Origin of the sequence: Maridesulfovibrio sp. FT414, assembly GCF_050916235.1 — a bacterium.
Lineage (GTDB): Bacteria > Desulfobacterota > Desulfovibrionia > Desulfovibrionales > Desulfovibrionaceae > Maridesulfovibrio.
Map to the genome: position 1 here is coordinate 3,346,524 of NZ_CP104854.1, position 18,719 is coordinate 3,365,242.

18 protein-coding genes are annotated in these 18,719 nt (G+C 52.4%); 2 read left to right on the top strand and 16 right to left on the bottom strand.

Features of this window, described 5'->3' with window-relative positions:
- Window positions 1-359: 359 nt before the first annotated feature.
- The 4 genes from N7E73_RS14885 to N7E73_RS14900 form a co-directional block, all read right to left on the bottom strand.
- Window positions 360-980: a tetratricopeptide repeat protein gene (locus tag N7E73_RS14885; RefSeq protein ID WP_432735696.1), complete on the bottom strand. Its 621-nt coding sequence runs from the start codon at window positions 978-980 to the stop codon at window positions 360-362.
- Between the two features lie 68 nt (window positions 981-1,048).
- Window positions 1,049-1,351: a hypothetical protein gene (locus N7E73_RS14890; protein WP_432738875.1), complete on the bottom strand. Its 303-nt coding sequence runs from the start codon at window positions 1,349-1,351 to the stop codon at window positions 1,049-1,051.
- Window positions 1,352-1,427: 76 nt separating this feature from the next.
- Entirely contained in the window at window positions 1,428-2,198 is a 771-nt protein-coding gene (locus N7E73_RS14895) for a YkgJ family cysteine cluster protein (protein ID WP_432735697.1), read from the bottom strand.
- A 344-nt stretch (window positions 2,199-2,542) separates the two neighbouring features.
- Entirely contained in the window at window positions 2,543-2,731 is a 189-nt protein-coding gene (locus N7E73_RS14900) for a ferredoxin (protein WP_319780348.1), read from the bottom strand.
- Between the two features lie 350 nt (window positions 2,732-3,081).
- Between N7E73_RS14900 and N7E73_RS14905 the strand changes: the two genes are divergently transcribed.
- Window positions 3,082-4,281, top strand: a complete 1,200-nt coding sequence (locus tag N7E73_RS14905; protein ID WP_432735698.1) for an aminopeptidase — start codon at window positions 3,082-3,084, stop codon at window positions 4,279-4,281.
- A 239-nt stretch (window positions 4,282-4,520) separates the two neighbouring features.
- Entirely contained in the window at window positions 4,521-5,231 is a 711-nt protein-coding gene (locus N7E73_RS14910; protein WP_432735699.1) for a class I SAM-dependent methyltransferase, read from the top strand.
- A gap of 237 nt (window positions 5,232-5,468) precedes the next feature.
- On the opposite strand, the gene N7E73_RS14915 is transcribed toward N7E73_RS14910, so the two are convergent.
- The 12 genes from N7E73_RS14915 to shc form a co-directional block, all read right to left on the bottom strand.
- A complete protein-coding gene (locus tag N7E73_RS14915; protein ID WP_432735700.1) occupies window positions 5,469-6,284 on the bottom strand; it encodes a hypothetical protein in 816 nt (271 codons plus the stop codon).
- A complete protein-coding gene (locus N7E73_RS14920) occupies window positions 6,266-6,883 on the bottom strand; it encodes a TetR family transcriptional regulator (RefSeq protein ID WP_432735701.1) in 618 nt (205 codons plus the stop codon). The genes N7E73_RS14915 and N7E73_RS14920 overlap by 19 nt, the downstream gene beginning before the upstream one ends.
- Before the next feature lie 195 nt (window positions 6,884-7,078).
- The gene (gene pheT, locus N7E73_RS14925; protein ID WP_432735702.1) at window positions 7,079-9,478 is read right to left on the bottom strand and encodes a phenylalanine--tRNA ligase subunit beta; all 2,400 of its coding nucleotides are present in this window, start codon (window positions 9,476-9,478) and stop codon (window positions 7,079-7,081) included.
- Between the two features lie 477 nt (window positions 9,479-9,955).
- Entirely contained in the window at window positions 9,956-11,005 is a 1,050-nt protein-coding gene (gene pheS / locus N7E73_RS14930; protein ID WP_432735703.1) for a phenylalanine--tRNA ligase subunit alpha, read from the bottom strand.
- Window positions 11,006-11,359 (bottom strand): 50S ribosomal protein L20, encoded by a 354-nt coding sequence (rplT, locus tag N7E73_RS14935; protein WP_432735705.1) that lies wholly within the window; start codon window positions 11,357-11,359, stop codon window positions 11,006-11,008.
- An 89-nt stretch (window positions 11,360-11,448) separates the two neighbouring features.
- A complete protein-coding gene (gene rpmI / locus N7E73_RS14940; protein ID WP_432735706.1) occupies window positions 11,449-11,646 on the bottom strand; it encodes a 50S ribosomal protein L35 in 198 nt (65 codons plus the stop codon).
- 47 nt (window positions 11,647-11,693) lie between these two features.
- On the bottom strand, window positions 11,694-12,239 hold the full coding sequence (gene infC, locus N7E73_RS14945; protein ID WP_432738876.1) for a translation initiation factor IF-3: 546 nt from the start codon (window positions 12,237-12,239) through the stop codon (window positions 11,694-11,696).
- Entirely contained in the window at window positions 12,217-14,154 is a 1,938-nt protein-coding gene (gene thrS, locus N7E73_RS14950) for a threonine--tRNA ligase (protein ID WP_432735707.1), read from the bottom strand. Before thrS ends, infC begins: the two co-directional genes overlap by 23 nt.
- 382 nt (window positions 14,155-14,536) lie before the next feature.
- Entirely contained in the window at window positions 14,537-15,049 is a 513-nt protein-coding gene (locus N7E73_RS14955) for a DUF2059 domain-containing protein (protein WP_432735708.1), read from the bottom strand.
- Window positions 15,050-15,115: 66 nt separating this feature from the next.
- The gene (locus N7E73_RS14960; RefSeq protein ID WP_432735709.1) at window positions 15,116-15,655 is read right to left on the bottom strand and encodes a DUF2059 domain-containing protein; all 540 of its coding nucleotides are present in this window, start codon (window positions 15,653-15,655) and stop codon (window positions 15,116-15,118) included.
- Window positions 15,656-15,843: 188 nt separating this feature from the next.
- Window positions 15,844-16,569, bottom strand: coding sequence for an acyl-[acyl-carrier-protein] thioesterase (locus N7E73_RS14965; protein WP_432735710.1), 726 nt, complete (start codon window positions 16,567-16,569; stop codon window positions 15,844-15,846).
- A 1-nt stretch (window position 16,570) separates the two neighbouring features.
- Window positions 16,571-18,688 (bottom strand): squalene--hopene cyclase, encoded by a 2,118-nt coding sequence (shc, locus tag N7E73_RS14970; protein WP_432735711.1) that lies wholly within the window; start codon window positions 18,686-18,688, stop codon window positions 16,571-16,573.
- Window positions 18,689-18,719: the final 31 nt, after the last annotated feature.

Consider the following 18,719-nt stretch of genomic DNA (forward strand, 5'->3'; position numbering starts at 1 on the left):
GTTAATAACCTCGACAACAATTGGGTTTTCGGTACTGATACATGGCGGGCTATGGTTGGTTTTAGCAAAATATAAACCAGAACCGTATAAATTACGAGCGTATCACTTCCTGAAAAAACAGGTGGTTGAAAAATAATATTCGCAGTTGAAGGTAAGAGGGTATCGTCTGATACTGTCTATACAGTATTTATGCGTCAGATATGCGCCGATGTGTCGGTTGATTGGCTGTGCAGTTTTTTGTGGCGGTGGGCAGAAGTGAAGAGGGGGGCAACCCATCAAATGAAAGGCCCGTAATATCCTGTGGGATATTGCGGGCCTTGAAATCATCAGGCCGGAACTGCCGTGTTGAGCGGTTGTTCCTAGCGGTGCTGTTCAAGTTCCTTGAGGAACTCGGCGGAAACGTCAAAACCGGTTTCTATTGCCTTGTCTACGCATTCAATGGCTTTTTTGTAATCTTCTTTTTCAACGTAGCAGAGTGCGAGGTTATTCCATGCGGGGCCGAAGTTATCAGCCAGCTTGAGGGCCTTTTCGCATACTTCGATGCAGTCATCGAGTTCGCCTTCGCTGAAGTAGGCTGCACCGAGGGTGGAGAGGGCCTGTACGAAATTGGGATCATACTTGATGGCACGCTTCAGGGATTTGATGGCCTTGTCGGTGTCACCTTTTTCCATGTAGATGTAGCCGATGTTGCCCCAGGGTACCGCAAAGAAGGGACGCTGCTGGGTAGCGGTGATGTTGTAGCGCAGGCAGCCGTCGAGGTCTCCGCGCTGCAGTGCGATACCACCGAGCTGTACGTATGCTTCAGCCATCTTGGGGGATTCGTCGATGGCAGCGAGGAATTCACGCTCGGCTTCCATGAAGTCCCTTTTGGACAGGAAGGCCACACCAAGGTTGTAGCGGGTGTTGCTGCAGTTGGGGCTGGCTTCTTTTTTCTTCTTAAGGTCGGCGATGTAGTCGTCGATATTGTCAAATTTCTGCATTGGAAAAAACCTCGTATATTTTCAAAAAGTTCTGTTTCTGTTCCGGGTGAACTGGCCGGGGCCGGGCATTAAGGGCGCTTACCCTCTCTGTTGAGCAGTTCATTGTACCATACACAAAAATCGAAAATGGGACGGACTTTCTCGAAGTTCATGACCAGCATGACGCCGAATTCCGCAGCTGCCTGCGCGTATTCGGAGTTGCGGCTGGCCTTTACTTCACGGATGAATTCTTCACAGAGTTTCTGGGAAGTTCTTCCGGTAATGTCCTCACGCAGATCAATGGGATCGAAAGGTTTCTGGAACGGGTCCCACTCTTCGTAGCCGATCCTGTCGACAAACCTGCGCCGGCGCGGCGAAAGCTTCTCGTACATGTACCGTTTCTGTTCTTCAATCTGTTCCGGGGTCAGGTTGTCCACTGGATGTCTCCTTATTAACGCTGACCGACGGCTAGTCTTTGGCCATTACGCCGAGTTCGACGGAGTAGTTGCAGCTGGCGCAGGCTGATTTGTCCTGATCACAGCTGGTGCAGGCTTCAGAGGGGGCTGCTGCCGGGGCTTTGGGTTTGGGAGCTTCTCCGGTTTTTGCGCCGAGGTATTCCGGGGTGTAGTCGGTAACCAGAGCCATGGATACAGGCACCAGAACTTCAGGCAGCTCACGCAGTCTGGAGTTGATGGATGCGGCCAGTTCTTCGCTCAGTTCCATGAGCTTGGACTGGAGAGTGTCCATATTGATGGTCGGGTAGGCCTTCCCCGGTGCGAATCCGGACTTCTGACAGGAATGAGCCTGTCCTCCGATGTTCATGGGCACTCCGTAGATACGGCAGGTCAGGGGTCTTGCCTCGTAGAGGGCACAGAGGTTTTCGTCCTTGAGCAGCGGGCAGCGCACGCGGGCCATGGAGACTTCTTTGAGAATTTCGGATGCGGGGGTTCCAGCCTGGCTGGCCTTGTAGGCACGTCTTTTGATCTTGTGAACCTGACGGTCGGCAACATCGGCCCGATGCATGATTTCGGAGCGTTCCATGCCGCGGTATTTGTCATTGAACTTGTGGTTCACATAGATGGCTTCGATGAGGGTCAGGTCGAAGAGGGCGTGACAGCAGTCGCTGCAGCCTTTACCACACTTGATACCGTCGTCGGTCTGTTCGGATATTTTATTGAAAGCCTTGTCCACCTCGGCGACAAGTGCTTCATATTTTTCAAAAATTTCTTTGAACTCCAAGGTAAAACCTCCGTATGCAATATATGGTCAGAGAGTCTGGCGCGAAAAAAAGCGTAAACTCGTATAAATTAAGTCGTATAGTTCAGCAGTCAATCGTCTGCGTGAAAATACTTGTCGGTTTAGGCCGTGCGCACCGGGGATGATGGGCACGAAGCGTCTCATTGTCCCGGACCGTGCCGTCCGGGGGCGAATAGACTTGGGGCGAGAGAGTGGAGGGGCGAAAAAGAAATCTGGCTCCGGCGGGGTCTTTTCTGCTCAAAAATGCAGGCGTCAATTAAAGCGCAGGCGGGAATCCGGTAAAACCATGATCCCCGCCCTTAAGCTTCTCTACAAAGAAGAACTTTTTACTGCTCTTCGATGGTGATAGCGTCCTGCTCGCAAACTTCGATGCAGGATTCGCAGCCGAGACATTCGTCTTCGTTAACTGCAACTGCTTTGCCGTCCTGAAGTTCGTAAACTTCGGTAGGACATACATCAACACATTCGCCGTCGCCGTTGCATTTGTCGGTATCAATAGTGATAACGTAGCTCATGGTGTTACCCTCCAAAAAGATTGATTTTTCAGCCTCTGATCGTCTGCGTCCACTGGGCCATGGGGCAACGCAGTTTGTGACAATAAGGTCCGGCCGGACAATCCCGGCCTCTACCCCGACACAGGGCTATTGGAATTGGGATATATAGAAGCCCTGTCCATGTCAAGAACGCAGGCTTTAAAAATGAAAGAAAGCTTCCTCTGGCTGACGGTTTCTTATGCTCTGAATTTAAATATCATTTAATAAAGATCGCAGTTTTGAGGGCCGTAGCTGATGACTTTGGCGGAGCATTTATTTAAGAGGGTTGTGTATCAGTAATTCAAATGACCGGAAGGTCTTCAGGAGTAGGCATGCTGACAAAAGAACAGCTTGAAAAATATGTAGATGCCCTGTGGTGGGGACTTACAACTTCCCGCACCAAGCCTTACCAGAAAGGCGATGTGATCATGGTCCGTTATGAGGTGGAAGCCCTGCCGCTGGCCGAAGCCGTATTCAAACGACTCATCGAAGAGGGCATGAACCCTGTGCCGCGCCTTGTTCTTACCCCGGAAATGGAAAAGGTTTTCTACGGCAGCGGAAACGACAGCCAGCTTGAATTCATCACACCTGGCGACAAGGAATTCACTGAAGGCCTTAACGGGCTCATCGTGCTGCTTGCACCTTCCTCCCTGACTCATCTGGCCGGGGTTGATCCTTCTCGCATGGGCAAGTGTGCGGTTTCCCGCAAGTTCCTGCGTGACATCATGGAAGGACGCGAGCAGAAGGGCGAGCTGGGCTGGACTCTCTGCTCCTACCCCACCAAGGCTCTTGCCGAGTCCGCAGGGCTGTCCATGGAAGATTTTACTGCTCAGATCGTTAAAGCCTGCTACCTTGACGAAGAAGATCCGGCAGCATGCTGGCGGGGTGTTTTCGAGAAAGCCGGAGAAGTCAAAAGCTGGCTCAACGGGCTGGGAATCGTGTCCTACCGGGTGGTCACCGATGATATGGACCTGACCGTCAAGCATGGAGAGCTGCGCCAGTGGATCGGTGTTTCCGGGCACAATATTCCCAGTTTTGAACTGTTCATTTCCCCTGACTGGCGCGGGACTTCCGGTGTTTATTACGCGGACCAGCCTTCATTCCGTTCCGGCAACTATGTGGAAGGTGTCCGTCTGGTCTTCAAGGACGGTGAGGCTACCGAGGTCAGCGCTAAGGAAGGCGAGGAGTTCGTCAGAAAACAGCTTTCCATGGATGAGGGTGCTGCACGTCTCGGCGAGTTTTCCCTTACCGACCGTCGCTTCTCACGCATTGACAAGTTCATGGCCAACACCCTCTACGACGAGAACTACGGCGGAGAGTTCGGTAACTGCCACGTAGCCGTGGGAGCTTCCTACGCCGACACCTATGCCGGAGATCAGGAAGAGCTTGATGCGAAGCGCAAGGAAGAACTCGGCTACAACACTTCCGCGCTGCATTGGGATCTGGTCAACACTCAGGACAAGACCGTCTACGCAAAACTGAAGGACGGTAGTGAAGTTGTGATCTATAAGTCCGGGGAATTCCAGATTTAATTCGTATGCCTCCGGCGGCTTAAACCCTTTTGTTAGGGCTTCGCCACAGCAGACGGCAAATTGGCATTGAGTTGGGTTTGTTAAAAACACCTGTTAATTAAATGTCTTGATAGTCATTTAATGTGTATGCCAGTGAAGCAAATCGTAATCCGTTGCAAATTGATACTGTGGATGAAAAGGCTTACGTTCAAAGTAACGTAAGCCTTTTTTTGCGACAGGATGTTTTATCTGGAGAGACAATGGACAATAAGCTTTATACCGATTTTGCGCATGAGTATGCCGAGAAGATTCAAAGCAATGTTTATAACGCCCTTTATGAGCGGCCTTCTCTGCTGGCACTATTGCCGTGCCTCAAGGGAAAGAAGGTGCTGGATCTGGGGTGCGGCTCCGGCGAGTATTCCGGATATTTTCTGGAACAGGGTGCGGATGTGACTGCACTTGATATTTCGGTGGAGATGCTCGAAATCATGCGTGAGCGTTTCGGAGATCGGTTGAAATGTTATGAGCATGATTTTTCCTTAGGGTTGCCGCATGAGGAGGATGATTCTTTTGATGTGGTCGTCAGTCCATTGGCTATCCATTATGTTGAAGATCTGAGGAGGCTGTTTTCGGAAATTGGTCGCGTGCTGAAAAGGGGCGGGCAGTTCGTTTTTTCCACACATCATCCCATGCAGGATTTCAGTTCTTCCGTTTCCGGCAATTATTTTGAGACTGAATTGCTGACACAGGAATGGGGCGTGATCGGCAGGCCGGTTCAGGTATCGTTTTATCGCAGGTCGCTTGAGCAGTTGATAGCCCCGATTGTGGAGACCGGTCTTGTTGTGACCGGACTCAGTGAGGGAATCCCCCATAAGGACATTGAGCGGATTGATCCCGCAGTATATGAGCGGCTTTCTACACGACCTCTGTTTCTCTTTGTAAGGTGTGCAAAGATCGGGACTGAACGATAGAATCTGTCTTGACTGCTGAATGAAAAATCCCCGGCAGGAAACCTTGCCGGGGATTTTTGTTGATAACATCTGTAGGGCGAACTTAAAAGTAGTTGGCATCCGCCATTCTTTGCAAGCCATAAACTGAAACTAATAGGGATTCCAAAGGGCCGCGGGCCCTTTGGCTGCCGGAGGCGAAATCAGATCGCCAAAAGCGCAAAGCGCATCAAAATCAGCCCCGCATGGCCGTCGGAGGCATTAAAACTTCACGTACAGTCTTACTCCGGACATGTAGAATCTGTTTTTGGGTTCCACCACATCTGCGTTGCTGCCTCCGTAGCGTACGTTATCCGTCTTGGACTTGTCGAAATTCCAGTAGCGGAAATACGGTTCAAGCCCGAGTGCGTAGCCGTCGAAATCGCGTTCGATGAAGGCCGAGATGCGCATGCCGCGCCCGGATGCGAACTTCTGGTCGTTGTTTGCATCTTCATAGGACGATCCCACCTGTGAGAGCTTGCTTTTGACGTTACCGGTCAGCAGCAGGTCTCCTTCCAGAGTACCGCCGATGGACCAGCCATCGTCCATATGGGTGATGACATTTACGCCGATGGGCATGTAGTACTGGTTGATGTACCGTTCATATCCGCCGGTAGCTTTGATCTTGTCATACCAGTGGCGCATGCCGATGCCGATGTATGGGGTGACTCCGGTCTTTCCGTAATCGAATCCCATGCCCACGAGAGCCCGGCCGCTGATGAAATAGTCGTCGGTATCGCACTTGAGTTTTGTGCCGTCACTGTACTGCCCGTCATAGCGCATGGAGCCCAGCACGCCTTCAAGTTCGGCGGAGGTCATGATGTTGTATTCGGTGAAGTATCCGGTCCAGCTGCCGAAGCCGCCGTTGAGGACACCCTTTTCATGCATCACGTCCGGTTCGTCGTAATACATGTACATTCCCTGATACCCGACCTTGAACTCGCTGGCAGGGAAGAGTTCATTTTCACCGGCAAAGGCGGTGCAGGAGAAAAACAGCAGCAGTCCAGTGACGAGGATGATTAATTTTTCTTTAAACATGAGTGCATGAACATTTCGATTAGAGATTCAGATTCATTGGCAATATCAACTTCCTTGGGGAAGAATAGGGTGTACTGGGCCAGTCCGAGCAGGAGGGAGAAGTACTGGGCAGCGGCTATATCAGGCTTGATTTCATCTCTGAAAACCCCTTCCTTGCGGCCCTGCTCGATAATCACTTCTGCACGTTTGATGAATTTATACTCGTATTCCCTGAACTTCATTTTGAAAGGCATGAGTTCTTCCGACCATTCGGTTTTGTTGAACATGATGCCGAATGCTGCCCTGAAGTTTTCATCACCGCCCGCATGGCTGATCCAGACCTGCATGAGGCTGGAAAGCATTTCCTGCGGGGGCAGTTTTTCCTCGAACTTGCTGAAAAGAAGGTCGCGCACAGGCATGAACGCGTAGTCGAAGAGTTTTTCGAACAGGTCTATTTTATTCTTGAAGTGCCAGTAAACAGCCCCGCGGGTAACTCCTGCATCTTCTGCGATGTCCTGAAGGGTGGTTTTTGCATAGCCTTTGTCGTTGAATACCTTGAAAGCCGAGGCCAGCAGTGCCTGCCGGGTTTTTTCAGCTTCTTCCTTGGTCTTTCTAGCCATATTCAGTCCTGCTTTAGTAAATTGGATTTGTTTTTATGAACCTTGTGCAATTCTATCTTATTACAGGCAGACAGAGGTAAAGTCCAGTTGTGTATGTAAAGGTGATTTTCTGACGGAAGCACGAGGCGTGCGGACACGGAAGAAAAGTGAAAGCCCCGTACAGTGCTGCACGGGGCTTTTATTTGTTCTGATCGCCTAGAACCTGACGGGCAGGGTCTTTTCGAGGGCTTCGAGTACTTTTTTGTGTTCTTTGTCCACCGCTTTGTCGGTCAGGGTTTTCTGGCCGTGGCGGTAGGTGATGCGGAAGGAGAGGTTGCGTTCCTTGTCCTGTGCTTCGGGGACAAAGACGTTTACCAGTTCCACGGATTCAATCAGGGGCAGCTTGAGATCAAGGATTGCCTGCTTGATGGTTTCCGAATGCAGGGAAACGGGACCGATAACGGTCACGTCGCGTCTGGAGGGCGGGAATACCGGCAGTGCTGTGAACTTGATCTTGTGGGCCATGACCAGTTCACGCAGCAGGTCTGCGTTAAGGTCGGCCAGCCACACTTCCTTTCTGGCGTGGTACTTGTCGGCGATTACCGGCTTGACCATGCCCATGAAACCGATTTCCTGTTCTCCGACGGAGATACTTACGCAGGGCTCGAGGTAGCTGTGTTCGTCTACCAGCTTGAAGGTTGCATCGCCGAGTTTGAGGTCGGCAAGCAGGTGTTCAACGAGGCCTTTCACGTCGAGGTAATCGGCATCGCCCTGTTCGTTGGGCCATTCTGCATCAGAGCGCGGACCGGTGACCAGCACGCCGAGGCGGGACTGCTCGCGGGTCTCGGTATCGGATTCGAGATCCTTGATGAATTTCTTGGCGATCTCGAAAATGCGGATGTGGGTGTTGCCCTGTGCGATGTTGTGACGCACGGTGTTGAGCAGGCCGGGGGCCAGCTCGGTACGCATGACGTTCTGATCTTCGCTCAGGGGGTTGGCGATGTTTACGCGACCTTCTTTGGGCAGGCCCAGCAGGTCGAGGTCATCGTCGCCCACGAAGCTGTAGTTGATGGCTTCGTGCAGACCCACGCCGCGTCCCCAGTTCTTGATGCGGCGGTAGAACCCGTAAGGGGTATCTGCAATAACGGACGCATCAAAGGTCTTGGAGATACGGGGCAGCACGGACGGAATCTTGTCCATGCCGAAATAGCGGGCAACTTCCTCGTACAGATCGGCCTCGCGTTCGAGGTCAAGTCTGTAGGAGGGAGTGGAAACCTTCCAGCAGTCTGCATCGGAATCATCAACAGCCAGTCCCATGAGGGAGAAGGCTTTTTTGCTGAACTCGGGAGCTAGATCAAGGCCGAGGAATCCGTTGCAGCGTGCGTGACGGTAATTGTGTGTGCGGTTTGCCCAGGGTTTGGGCTCGTTCTTGGCCACGCCGGAAACTACTTTGGCACCGGACAGTTCGCTCATGAGCTGGGCGGCACGGTCCATGGCAAAGGTGTTCAGCTGCTGGTCCACGCCGCGTTCGAAGCGGTAGGATGCTTCGGAGGGCAGGGCCAGACGGCGGGCGGTTTTGCGGATGCTTCCGGGTTTGAAAACTGCTGATTCGAGCACCACATTGGTGGAGCCGTCGTGAATCTCGGAGTTCATGCCGCCCATGACACCGGCCAGCGCAACAGGACGTTCGGCATCCCAGATGAGCAGGTCGTTGCCGGTCAGTTTGCGTTCATGTTCGTCGAGAGTGGTGAACTTCATTCCGTCGGAAGCGAGGCCCACGCGGATCTTTCCGCCTTTGAGCAGGTCTGCGTCAAAGGAGTGCAGGGGCTGGCCCAGCTCGAAAAGGATGTAGTTGGTCACGTCAACGATGTTGCTGATAGGACGTACGCCCACGGACAGCAGGCGGTAGCGCATCCAGTCCGGGGACGGGGCTATTTTTGCGCCCTGCAGGATTCTGGCCTGATAGAGCGGGCAGAGTTCGGGATCGTCGATCTCAATCTTCAGCATGTCCGCTGCGTTGCCGCCGGACTCAACCAGATTCAGTCTCGGCATGGTCAGGGGCAGGTCGAAAGCAAGGGCGGCTTCACGGGCAATACCCAGCATGGACAGGCAGTCGGCGCGGTTGGGGGTTACACCCAGTTCCAGAACTGTGTCTTCCATGTTCAGGGCCTTGGTGAGTTTCGTGCCGGGCTTGAGCCCTTCGGGAAGTACCATGATGCCTTCGTGTCCGTCTGAAAGCTCCAGTTCGCGCTCGGAACAGATCATGCCGTGGGACTTGACGCCGCGCAGTTTGGCCTTCTTGATTTCCATGCCTCCGGGCATGGTTACGCCCACCTTGGCAACCGGGACATTCTGGCCTCTGGCAACGTTGGGAGCGCCGCAGACGATGTCGAGCAGCTCGCTTTCGCCTACGTCAACCTTACATACGGACAGTTTTTCGGCTTCGGGGTGCCTGTCGCATTCCACTACATGGCCTACGACGATATTTTTTATCGCTTCAAAAGGATTCGAAATTTCTTCCAGCTCAAGGCCGAGCATGGTCAGCCTGTCGCCAAGCTCCTGAACTTCGCCCTCGTAGGGGACGAAATCCCGCAGCCATTGCATGCTTAAAAGCATTTGAGCCTCCAGCAGTCTTTAACTCACTGCGTAATATTTATATTTATCTGAAAGCATACAGTTTAATGGATTGAAGTTTCGGCGATCCTGCCGGGGCATTTTGATATTTTATGACCTAAATGCCTCCGGCGGCCCTCCGGGAGCCAAAGAAACTTTTTGGAAAAAGTTTCTCTGGACACTTCAAAAACTTTTAATAGGCTTCGCCCGTTTTTGCGTCAAATTGTCCGGGATTGAATTGGCGAAAGATGTTGTCGGAGCCGTTCTGAAAGGGAGGTGCAAATCACTTCCACGCACATTGTGCGGATCATCAGGAGCGGAAGCCCGGTGGGGATTCCAAAGGGCCTTGGTCCTTTGGTCCCGCTGAAGGCGCCCGCCGGGAGGCTCGCCGAAGGCATCTTTTATCAAAATACGCGAGAGCGCATCAAGTCAGCCCTGTCGGGCTGCCGGAGTTCATCAACGTCGGTTGCGGCGAATCTATCAGGAAAACTGTTCGAGGAACCGGATATCGTTTTCAAAGAACATGCGCAGGTCTCCGATGCCGTATTTGAGCATGGCCACGCGTTCGATGCCGAGTCCGAATGCGAAACCGGAGTACTTTTCGGTGTCGTAATCTACTGCTTTCATTACGTTGGGGTCCATCATGCCGCAGCCGAGGATTTCCACCCAACCGGTCTGCTTGCATACGCGGCAGGGTTTGCCGTCGATGGTTCCCTTACCACCGCACAGAACGCAGGAGATATCCACTTCCGCGCTGGGCTCGGTAAAGGGGAAGAAGCTGGGGCGGAAGCGCACATCGGTTTTGGGTCCGAAGAGCTGGTGGACGAAAGCGGTAAGTGTGCCGCGCAGGTCCGCCATGCTGACATTCCGGTCGACCAGGAATCCTTCGATCTGGTGGAACATGGGGGTGTGGGTCAGGTCGGAGTCCCTGCGGTACACCTTGCCCGGAGCGATTGCCGCCAGCGGAGGAGTCCTGTCCTTCATTGTGCGGATCTGCAGGGGGGAGGTGTGGGTGCGCAGCAGGATGGAGTCGGAGATGTAGAGAGTGTCCTGCATGTCGCGCGCGGGGTGTTCCGGCGGAATGTTCAGTGCTTCAAAGTTGTACCAGTCGTTTTCGACTTCGGGTCCGGTCACGACTTCGAAACCCAGTCCGATGAAGACGTCACAGATTTCGTCCATGACGAGAGTCACCGGGTGCAGCGAGCCTTCAGCGGGCTTGCGGCCGGGCATGGTAGGGTCGAAACGGGACAGGCTCTCAGCGATTGCGGCTTTTTCAAGCGCGCTCTGCTTTCCCTCGATGAGCTCGGTGAGAGCGGCCTTTACCTCGTTGGCTTTTTTACCTGCGACAGGTTTGTCTTCATTGGAAAGGGAGGGCAGACCGGACATGATTTTGGCAACTCGGCCTTTGCGGCCGAGCATGTCGATCTTGATGTCTTCCATCTGAGACAAAGAAGAAGCCTGATCCAGGCGAGCTTCGCACTCCGGGACCAGGCCTTCAAGTTCCTGTAACAGGGACTTTACGTCCGACATTTAGCTTACCTGAGCTTTTGCAATCTCAACCACTTTGGCGAATGCAGGAGCATCGTATACAGCCAGATCGGCGAGAACTTTGCGGTTCAGGATAACGCCTGCAGTGGACAGTCCGTGAATGAGACGGCTGTAGGACATGCCGTTGAGGCGTGCAGCAGCGTTAATACGCTGAATCCAGAGGTTGCGCATCTGACGTTTGCGCTGTTTACGGCCTACGTAGGCCATGCAGAGCGAGCGTTCAACACGCTCTCTGGCGGTACGGTAAAGGGTAGATCCGGAGCCACGGAAACCCTTGGCCATCTTCAAATATTTTTTATGACGCCTCTTAGCGGCAATACCACGTTTTACTCTCATTGTATTCCTCCAGGAATCTTCTAAAACCAGCCACGAACGTAGTTCCGCAGACTGGAGTGTTCAATTATTGTTGTTTGTTAAGCGGCAGATTAGGAGTAGGGCAGCATCCGTCTAACCTGGCCCATGTTGGCACTGTCGACGGTAGAGCTCTGACCGAGTCTGCTTTTGCGCTTAGAGTTCTTCTTGGTCAGGATGTGACGCAGACCCTGCTTGCGGCGTTTGAATTTGCCGCTACCGGTCTTGGTGAAACGCTTGGCTGCGCACCTTCTGGTTTTCATCTTAGGCATTTTATCCTCCTTGGGAAATACCGGCCTTGGAAGGCCGGAAAAAACCTTTATTTTTTAATGGGAGCCAGCATCATATTCATGGTGCGGCCTTCAGTCCTGGGGGCCTGCTCCAATTTGGAGATATCCTGAGTTTCCTCTTTGACCCGCTCCAGAACCGCCAATCCTCTATCCTTGTGGACTATTTCACGTCCCCTGAAGAAAATCGTGACTTTGCACCTGTCGCCGCCTTCAAGGAACCGGCGGATGTGCTTGAGCTTGGTCTGGTAATCGTGCTCGTCTGTCTTGGGGCGAAACTTGACTTCCTTGATCTGGATTACAGTCTGTTTCTTCTTGGCTTCCTGCTTGCGCTTCTGCTGCTGATATTTGAACTTGCCATAGTCCATTATCTTGCAAACAGGCGGATCAGCCTTTTCTGCAACCTCTACCAGATCAAGTCCCCGTTCGTGGGCTATCTCAAGGGCCTGTTTAGTCGGGATAACTCCCAACTGGTTACCCTCGTCGTCAATAACCCTGACTTGAGGAACTCGAATGCGCTCGTTTCGGCGGGCACCGTCATCCCGTTGGGGACGCCTACCGTCTCTCTGAAAAGATATAGCTCATGCCTCCGCGTTTGAAAGGTTCGTCAATGGCGGTCGAAATAAGCTCTGCCGCTTCTTCAAGAGACTTGAGACCGGGGTCTTCCCCGTCGCGGGCCCTTACGTTGACCGATTCCGCTGCGACTTCTTTGTCGCCAATTACCAACATGAACGGGATTTTTTCAAGCTGGGCTTCCCGTACTTTGTAGCCCAGTTTCTCATTGCGATCGTCGACCTCGGCACGAATGCCTTTTTCCTGCATAAACTGCAAGACTTTTTGTGCAAATTCGTTTTGCGCGTCGGTAACGGTGAGAATCTTTGCCTGAACAGGGGACAGCCAGGCAGGCAGTGCGCCACCGGTGTGTTCAAGCAGAACACCGATGAAGCGTTCGATGGATCCGAGGATGACCCGGTGCAACATTACAGGTCTGTGACGTTCACCATCTTCGCCCACATAGCTTAAGTCGAACCTATCTGGCAAGGTAAAATCACACTGGATTGTAGCACATTGCCAGCGACGTTCAAGTGCATCTTTAATGATGATGTCGATTTTCGGACCGTAAAAAGCTCCGTCGCCTTCATTGATCGAGTATTCCATACCCATTTCATTGAGCGCATCAGTGAGTGCGTTGGTTGCCCTTTCCCAATCCTCGTCAGAACCGATCGCCTTTTCGGGCTTGGTGCTGATTTCGGCTTCATACTCAAATCCGAACAGTCCCATCACATCGCCGACGAATTTCGCAACTCCGATAATTTCGTCCCTGAGCTGGTCAGGACGGCAGATGAGGTGCGCATCATCCTGAGTGAAGGAGCGCACGCGCAGCAGGCCGTGAAGAACACCGGACTTTTCGTGGCGGTGAACCACACCCAGCTCAAAATAGCGCTGGGGCAGGTCGCGGTAGCTGCGCAGTCTGGATTTGAATACCAACATGTGAGAGAGGCAGTTCATGGGCTTGATGCCGTAGGACTGCTCATCGATCTCAGTGAAATACATGTTTTCGCGGTAGTTGTCATAATGGCCGGATTTTTCCCAGAGTTCCCTCTTGAGAATCAGCGGGCCCTGTACGAACTGGTAGCCGCGTTTGAGGTGTTCCTTGCGTTCGAAATCCTCAATGATCGCCCTGATCAGCGCGCCTTTGGGATGCCAGATGGTCATGCCTGCGCCCACATCGGGGTGAATGGAGAAAAGGTCCAGTTGGGTGCCGAGTTTGCGGTGGTCGCGTTTCTTGGCTTCCTCAATCTGGTCGAGATGCTTCTTCAGCGCTTTGGGATCAGCGAATGCTGTTCCGTAGATGCGCTGGAGCTGCTGGCGTTTCTCATCTCCGCGCCAGTATGCACCGGCAACGGAAAGCAGTTTGAAGGCCTTGATCATGCCGGTGCGGGCAACGTGGGGCCCGCGGCAGAGGTCGGTAAAGCCGCCGTTGGTGTAAATGGAAACCGTTTCGGCACCGAGGTCGTTGATCAGCTCGACCTTGTAGGATTCGCCCATGTCCTCGAATTTCTTGAGGGCGTCTGCGCTGGAAAGCACTTCGCAGGAAAATTCCTCGTCGGCACCTACGCGGCGCAGCATTTCGGCTTCGATGGCCTCCAGGTCTTCAGGGGTGAAGGGGCGTTCGTAATCGAAGTCATAGTAGAAGCCGCTGGCGATGGAAGGGCCGATGGTAACCTTGGCAGTGGGGAAGAGCTTCTTCACCGCTTCAGCCATAAGGTGCGCGGTGGAGTGGCGAATGACTTCAAGGCCTTCCTTGGAATCACCCATTACCGGCTCGAGTTCGGTACAGTCGGCAGGCACGGTAGCGGTCAGGTCAAGAAGGGTATCGCCGCATTTGGCTACTACAACGTTCTTGAACTGCTTTTTGGACAAGGCCTCTTTGAGAACCTCGCCGCAAAGCGCACCCTGCTGAACCTCAAGTTCTTTACCTGCAACTTGCATATCCACTCTCTCTTTGCGGAAAAAAATTAGTCCTGCCTTTTACGGCAAGAAATAGGATCAAACTGCCTGAAAAACGTGGGCAAACATTTGTGTTCAACTGCCCGTGATAATTGAATTCAGGATTTGAAATGCATTCAGACAACAAAAAAAGCGCGCAATAAATTTACTGCACGAAAGGCGGTTTTTTTAACTGACTATATATAAGAAGTCAAGCCGTGCGCGGTATTGCGGGGGGATTAATTGCAAATATTTGATTTTGATTTTTCGTGCAGAATGATAGTTGGATTATCGCGGGATATCATGGTTACCGCAGAATTACGTGTGTTGGAAAGATACGTAATTCTGCGGCTGGAGTAGCACGTTTTTGGGTGTGTTAATCAACCTATGGAATCTTGCCTTCGTGCCGTAGTTGGGCAAATTTTGCGGCAATATTGCGGTTTATTACCGGTGCAAGTAGTTTCATAGTTATAGGTTGTAATCTCTCGTCTGTCAGTTCTTTTGCCAGTGGTTTCAGCTTTAAATATTTTTGGCCGGTTTCAGTTTTGTAGAAGTCGCTGATTTCCTTCAGTTCCTTTTCTGAAAATATTTCTGCATATACAGAGGCCATAATAGCATTACGTTCCTTCTGAAATTCAGGATCCTGCCAGCTTTCCAAAAGGGCTTCCTTTAATGCCTGGCTCAGAACATCTCTGTATGGGGCTGTTTTGGGGTTGGCTTCAAAAATTTGAGCTCCCATAACGTTAGTCATTTTTCCTATTAAATCCATATCCTCATATAAGTCATTTGTGTACTTTATTACTTCATATGCTGCTTTTGTGCTGGCGTGATTACTGTTTTGTGCTGATACATTCAACGCGAACGCAGTGATTGCGCTAATTGCAAGTAGGGTTGTCAATACCGTTTTTTCATTTGTTCCTCTTTGAATCAGGTATATTATTTAACTTTTGTCAACTTTATAACGTTATTCATCTTTGGGTAAAATTCCTTTTCCCTGCAAATTTTTAACCTTGGCATCAAGGATTTCATTAAAATCCGATGCAAACATTTCCTTGAATATACGTGTTGCTTTTTCTTCAGTCCTTCTCGCGATGATGGGCTGCTTCTTTAAGAATTTCCTACCCGTGTCGGTTTTGTAAAATGTTATCATTTCCTGTCGTTCTTTGCAGGTGAATTCTTCCGCATAAACTTCTGCAAACATGTACTGCAGTTTCTCTAAATTTTTTTGAGCATAAAACGTCTCTTTCATGGATTCTTTGAATGCTTTAATAAAAGGCTCCCTGTATTCAGCCAGCTTGGGATCGTTTTTTATGCTGGCTTCAGCCGAGAGTGTTGCGACATATTCGAACGTGGAGAAGACGACATCAATATCAATTGATAGGCTAACCAACTCCATTGCCAGGTCCATTTCAGTCTTGTTTTTATCCTCAGCCATGGCTGCTTGAGATGTTAGGGTCAGTAATATTAATATGTTGATTAAAGATTTTTTCAGATAATTCATCATAGCCCCTTAATTGGAAGTTTAGTTATATTTGCGATTAAATTATATTGTTGTTTTATGTTTATATTTAATAATGTCAAAGTTTTTTCGTTTCTCAGATGCTTGAACTGGCTGGATCAGTGTAAATAAAAAAACTCAGGATACGTTCTCGCATCCTGAGCTTTAAGCAATGTTCCTTTTGCCGGAAGAAATTATTTTACCTGCATTGCGAAAGCAGCCCTGTCTTCTGTTTCGTTGAAGCCGAGCAGCTCAAATCCGCCATTATCCGAGCCGCAGTCGAGCAGCTTTACGCTGTTGCCCTCGAACACCTCGGAGAGGAAGGCTATGCGGATGGATTTGACCTTGTTCTGATCAAAGCCGATGGTGCGCAGACCGTCGAGTGACCAGCGCAGGTATTCAGTGTTGTTGACGTGCCCGTTGGCATCAAGCGAGCTGTAGCCTACTTTCAGGGAGCGCATTTCATTCAACGGTGTTCCGGGACGCAGTCTCTTTATCTCGTCGGAGAAGACGCAACGGTCCAGTGCATGCAAGTTCAGCTTCTGGTCTATGGCAGCAGGTTTCCGGGTTTGGGAATCCAGCACCATCCATTCCGAAGAGGCACGCACTATCTCGCGACCGTTTTCGTCACATCCGGAAAAATCACGGTAGGCCCGCAGTTTTTTGGCTCCCCGCGACCAGGTGGTCAGGGAGAAGGTCTTTTCGCGCAGGGGCAGCTCTTCCACCTCGATGCGCATGGAGGTCAGCACCCAGAAACATCCGAGTTTTGCCATATCTTCGATGCCGAAACCTAGGCTGTCCGCGTGGGCTGTGGCCGCTTCCTGCAGCCGGCACATGAGCCAGTGGCAGTGCATGCGGTCATCCGGGCCGGTTTCGTAGGCCGGAACCGTGTTGCTGATCAGCAGGGCATTGTCGGCCATCTTACCACTTCCTTCCGAGGTCTAGCGGGCTCTTGCGGCGCATCATGATCTGCTTGGTGTCCTCTTCAGCGGCGAAACGCTGGTAAACGCCCAGCGCCCACATGGGGAAGTACTGGGAGTAACCGTGGTAGCGCAGGTAGAATACGCGCGGGAATCCGGTTCCGGTGAAATGTTTTTCGTCCCAACTGCCGTCTTCCTTCTGGGTGTCCAGCAGGTAGCGCACGCCGCGGCTGACCGCCTTGGAGTGGACGCGGCCTGCGGCCATGAGTCCCAGCAGGGCCCATGCGGTCTGGGAGGCGGTGGAGTCGCCGAGTCCGGCGTAGTTCTTATCGTTGTAGCTCATGCAGGTTTCGCCCCAGCCCCCGTCCTTGTTCTGGTGCTTTTCAAACCATTCCACGGCCTTGCAGACGTAGGAGGAATTCATGTCTTCCCCGGCCTGCCGCAGCCCGCAAAGCACGGACCATGTTCCGTAGATGTAGTTCACGCCCCAGCGGCCGAACCATGAGCCGTCGTCTTCCTGTTCCTTCTTGAGGAACTCGATGCCCTCTTTGATGGGCCGGAAGCTCTTGTCATAACCAATCACGCCCAGCAGTTCGATTACGCGCGCGGTAAGGTCGGAGGTCGGCGGGTCGAGCAGTGCACCGTGATCCGCAAAGGGGATGTCATTCAGGTACTCGGCACAGTTGTCAATGTCGAAAGCGGCCCAGCCTCCGTTGGAGGACTGCATGCCGATGAGCCAGTTTACACCCTTGATGAAATTCTCACGGTTGCTTTCATCATCCAGCACCCCGGCGCGGCAGAAGGCCATGAGCACCATGGCGGTGTCGTCGAGGTCGGGATAGAAGGTGTTTTCGAACTGGAAGGCCCAGCCTCCGCCTTCAAGTTTGGGCGCCTTGGAGATCCAGTCCCCGCGGAAGAAAATCTGCTGGTCCCAGAGCCATTTGACGGCCTGCTGAGTGCACTGGCTGTTCTGGTCCTCGCCCGCTTCCATCATGGCCGAAAGGGCCAGACAGGTATCCCAGATGGGTGAGTTGCATGGCTGGCACATGGCCTGCTCAAGGTTGTCGGCAGTGCCCTGTTCCGGGGAGATGTCCAGTTCCGGGGCGGCGGAAAGTTCCGCACCGCCGGTGATGACGGTGTGTTCCCACGGAGATTTTTCGGGCACGTGAAATTTATCGACCATGAGGTCGTCAACAGCCTGCAGGCCGCGGGCGAAATCCGGGTCGGATTCATCGTAGCCGAGCAGGTGCAGGGCAGTGACTGCATTGGCCATTGCCGGGAAAATCGCGCCTATACCGCCACGCCCGGACATGTGTTCGCGTGTCCAATCCTCAGCAAATTTCAGCGCCTTGCTGTTTATGGGCCTTGGAATGAGATGCATGGTCCGCTTGAGGATGCGGTCGAGCAGGATGAACGCGTTCTTGCGCCAGCCCCTGTCGCGGTACTTATCTATATGGATATGATCCTCCGCCGGTTTGCAGAAGAGTTCGGGGACCGCTTCTTCGGGGCGCAGGCGGCAGACCGGGCGCTTGGCGTAGATGATCAGCAGCGGATAGATGACCGAGCGGGACCAGTAGGACACCTTGTCCAGATGGAAGAAGAACCATTTGGGCAGCAGCACGATCTCAATGGGCATTGCCGGGGGGCAGTGCCAGGGAATCTGTCCGAAGGTTGCAAGGCAGATGCGGGTGAACACGTTGGAAGTTTCCGCGCCGCCCTTGGCGAGGATGATGCGCCGGGCGCGGACCATGTGTTCGGCTTCCTTGTTGTCGCCGAGCATCTTGAGCGCCATGTAGGCCTTGACCGAGGCGCTGATGTTCATGGGACCGTCTTCGTCGTGCAGCGGCCAGCCGCCATCGGGCATCTGCTTGGCGCGGATGTAATTTCCGAGGCGTTCGGCAAGGCCCTTGTCAATCTTGCGGCCGAGAAATCTGTTGAACATGATGTATTCGGACGGGATGGTCACGTCCGCTTCCAGTGCGAATACCCAGTAGCCGTCCGGGGCCTGCAGGGAACGGAATCTTTTCATGAGCCTTTTGAGGGCATCCTTAGGCTGGAGGAGCGATACAACCTGATTGCGCTTGGTTTTCTTCGTCTTGATGGCGCTGCTTTTGTTCATTTTGAAGTTCCTTATATTGTATGCGGATAAT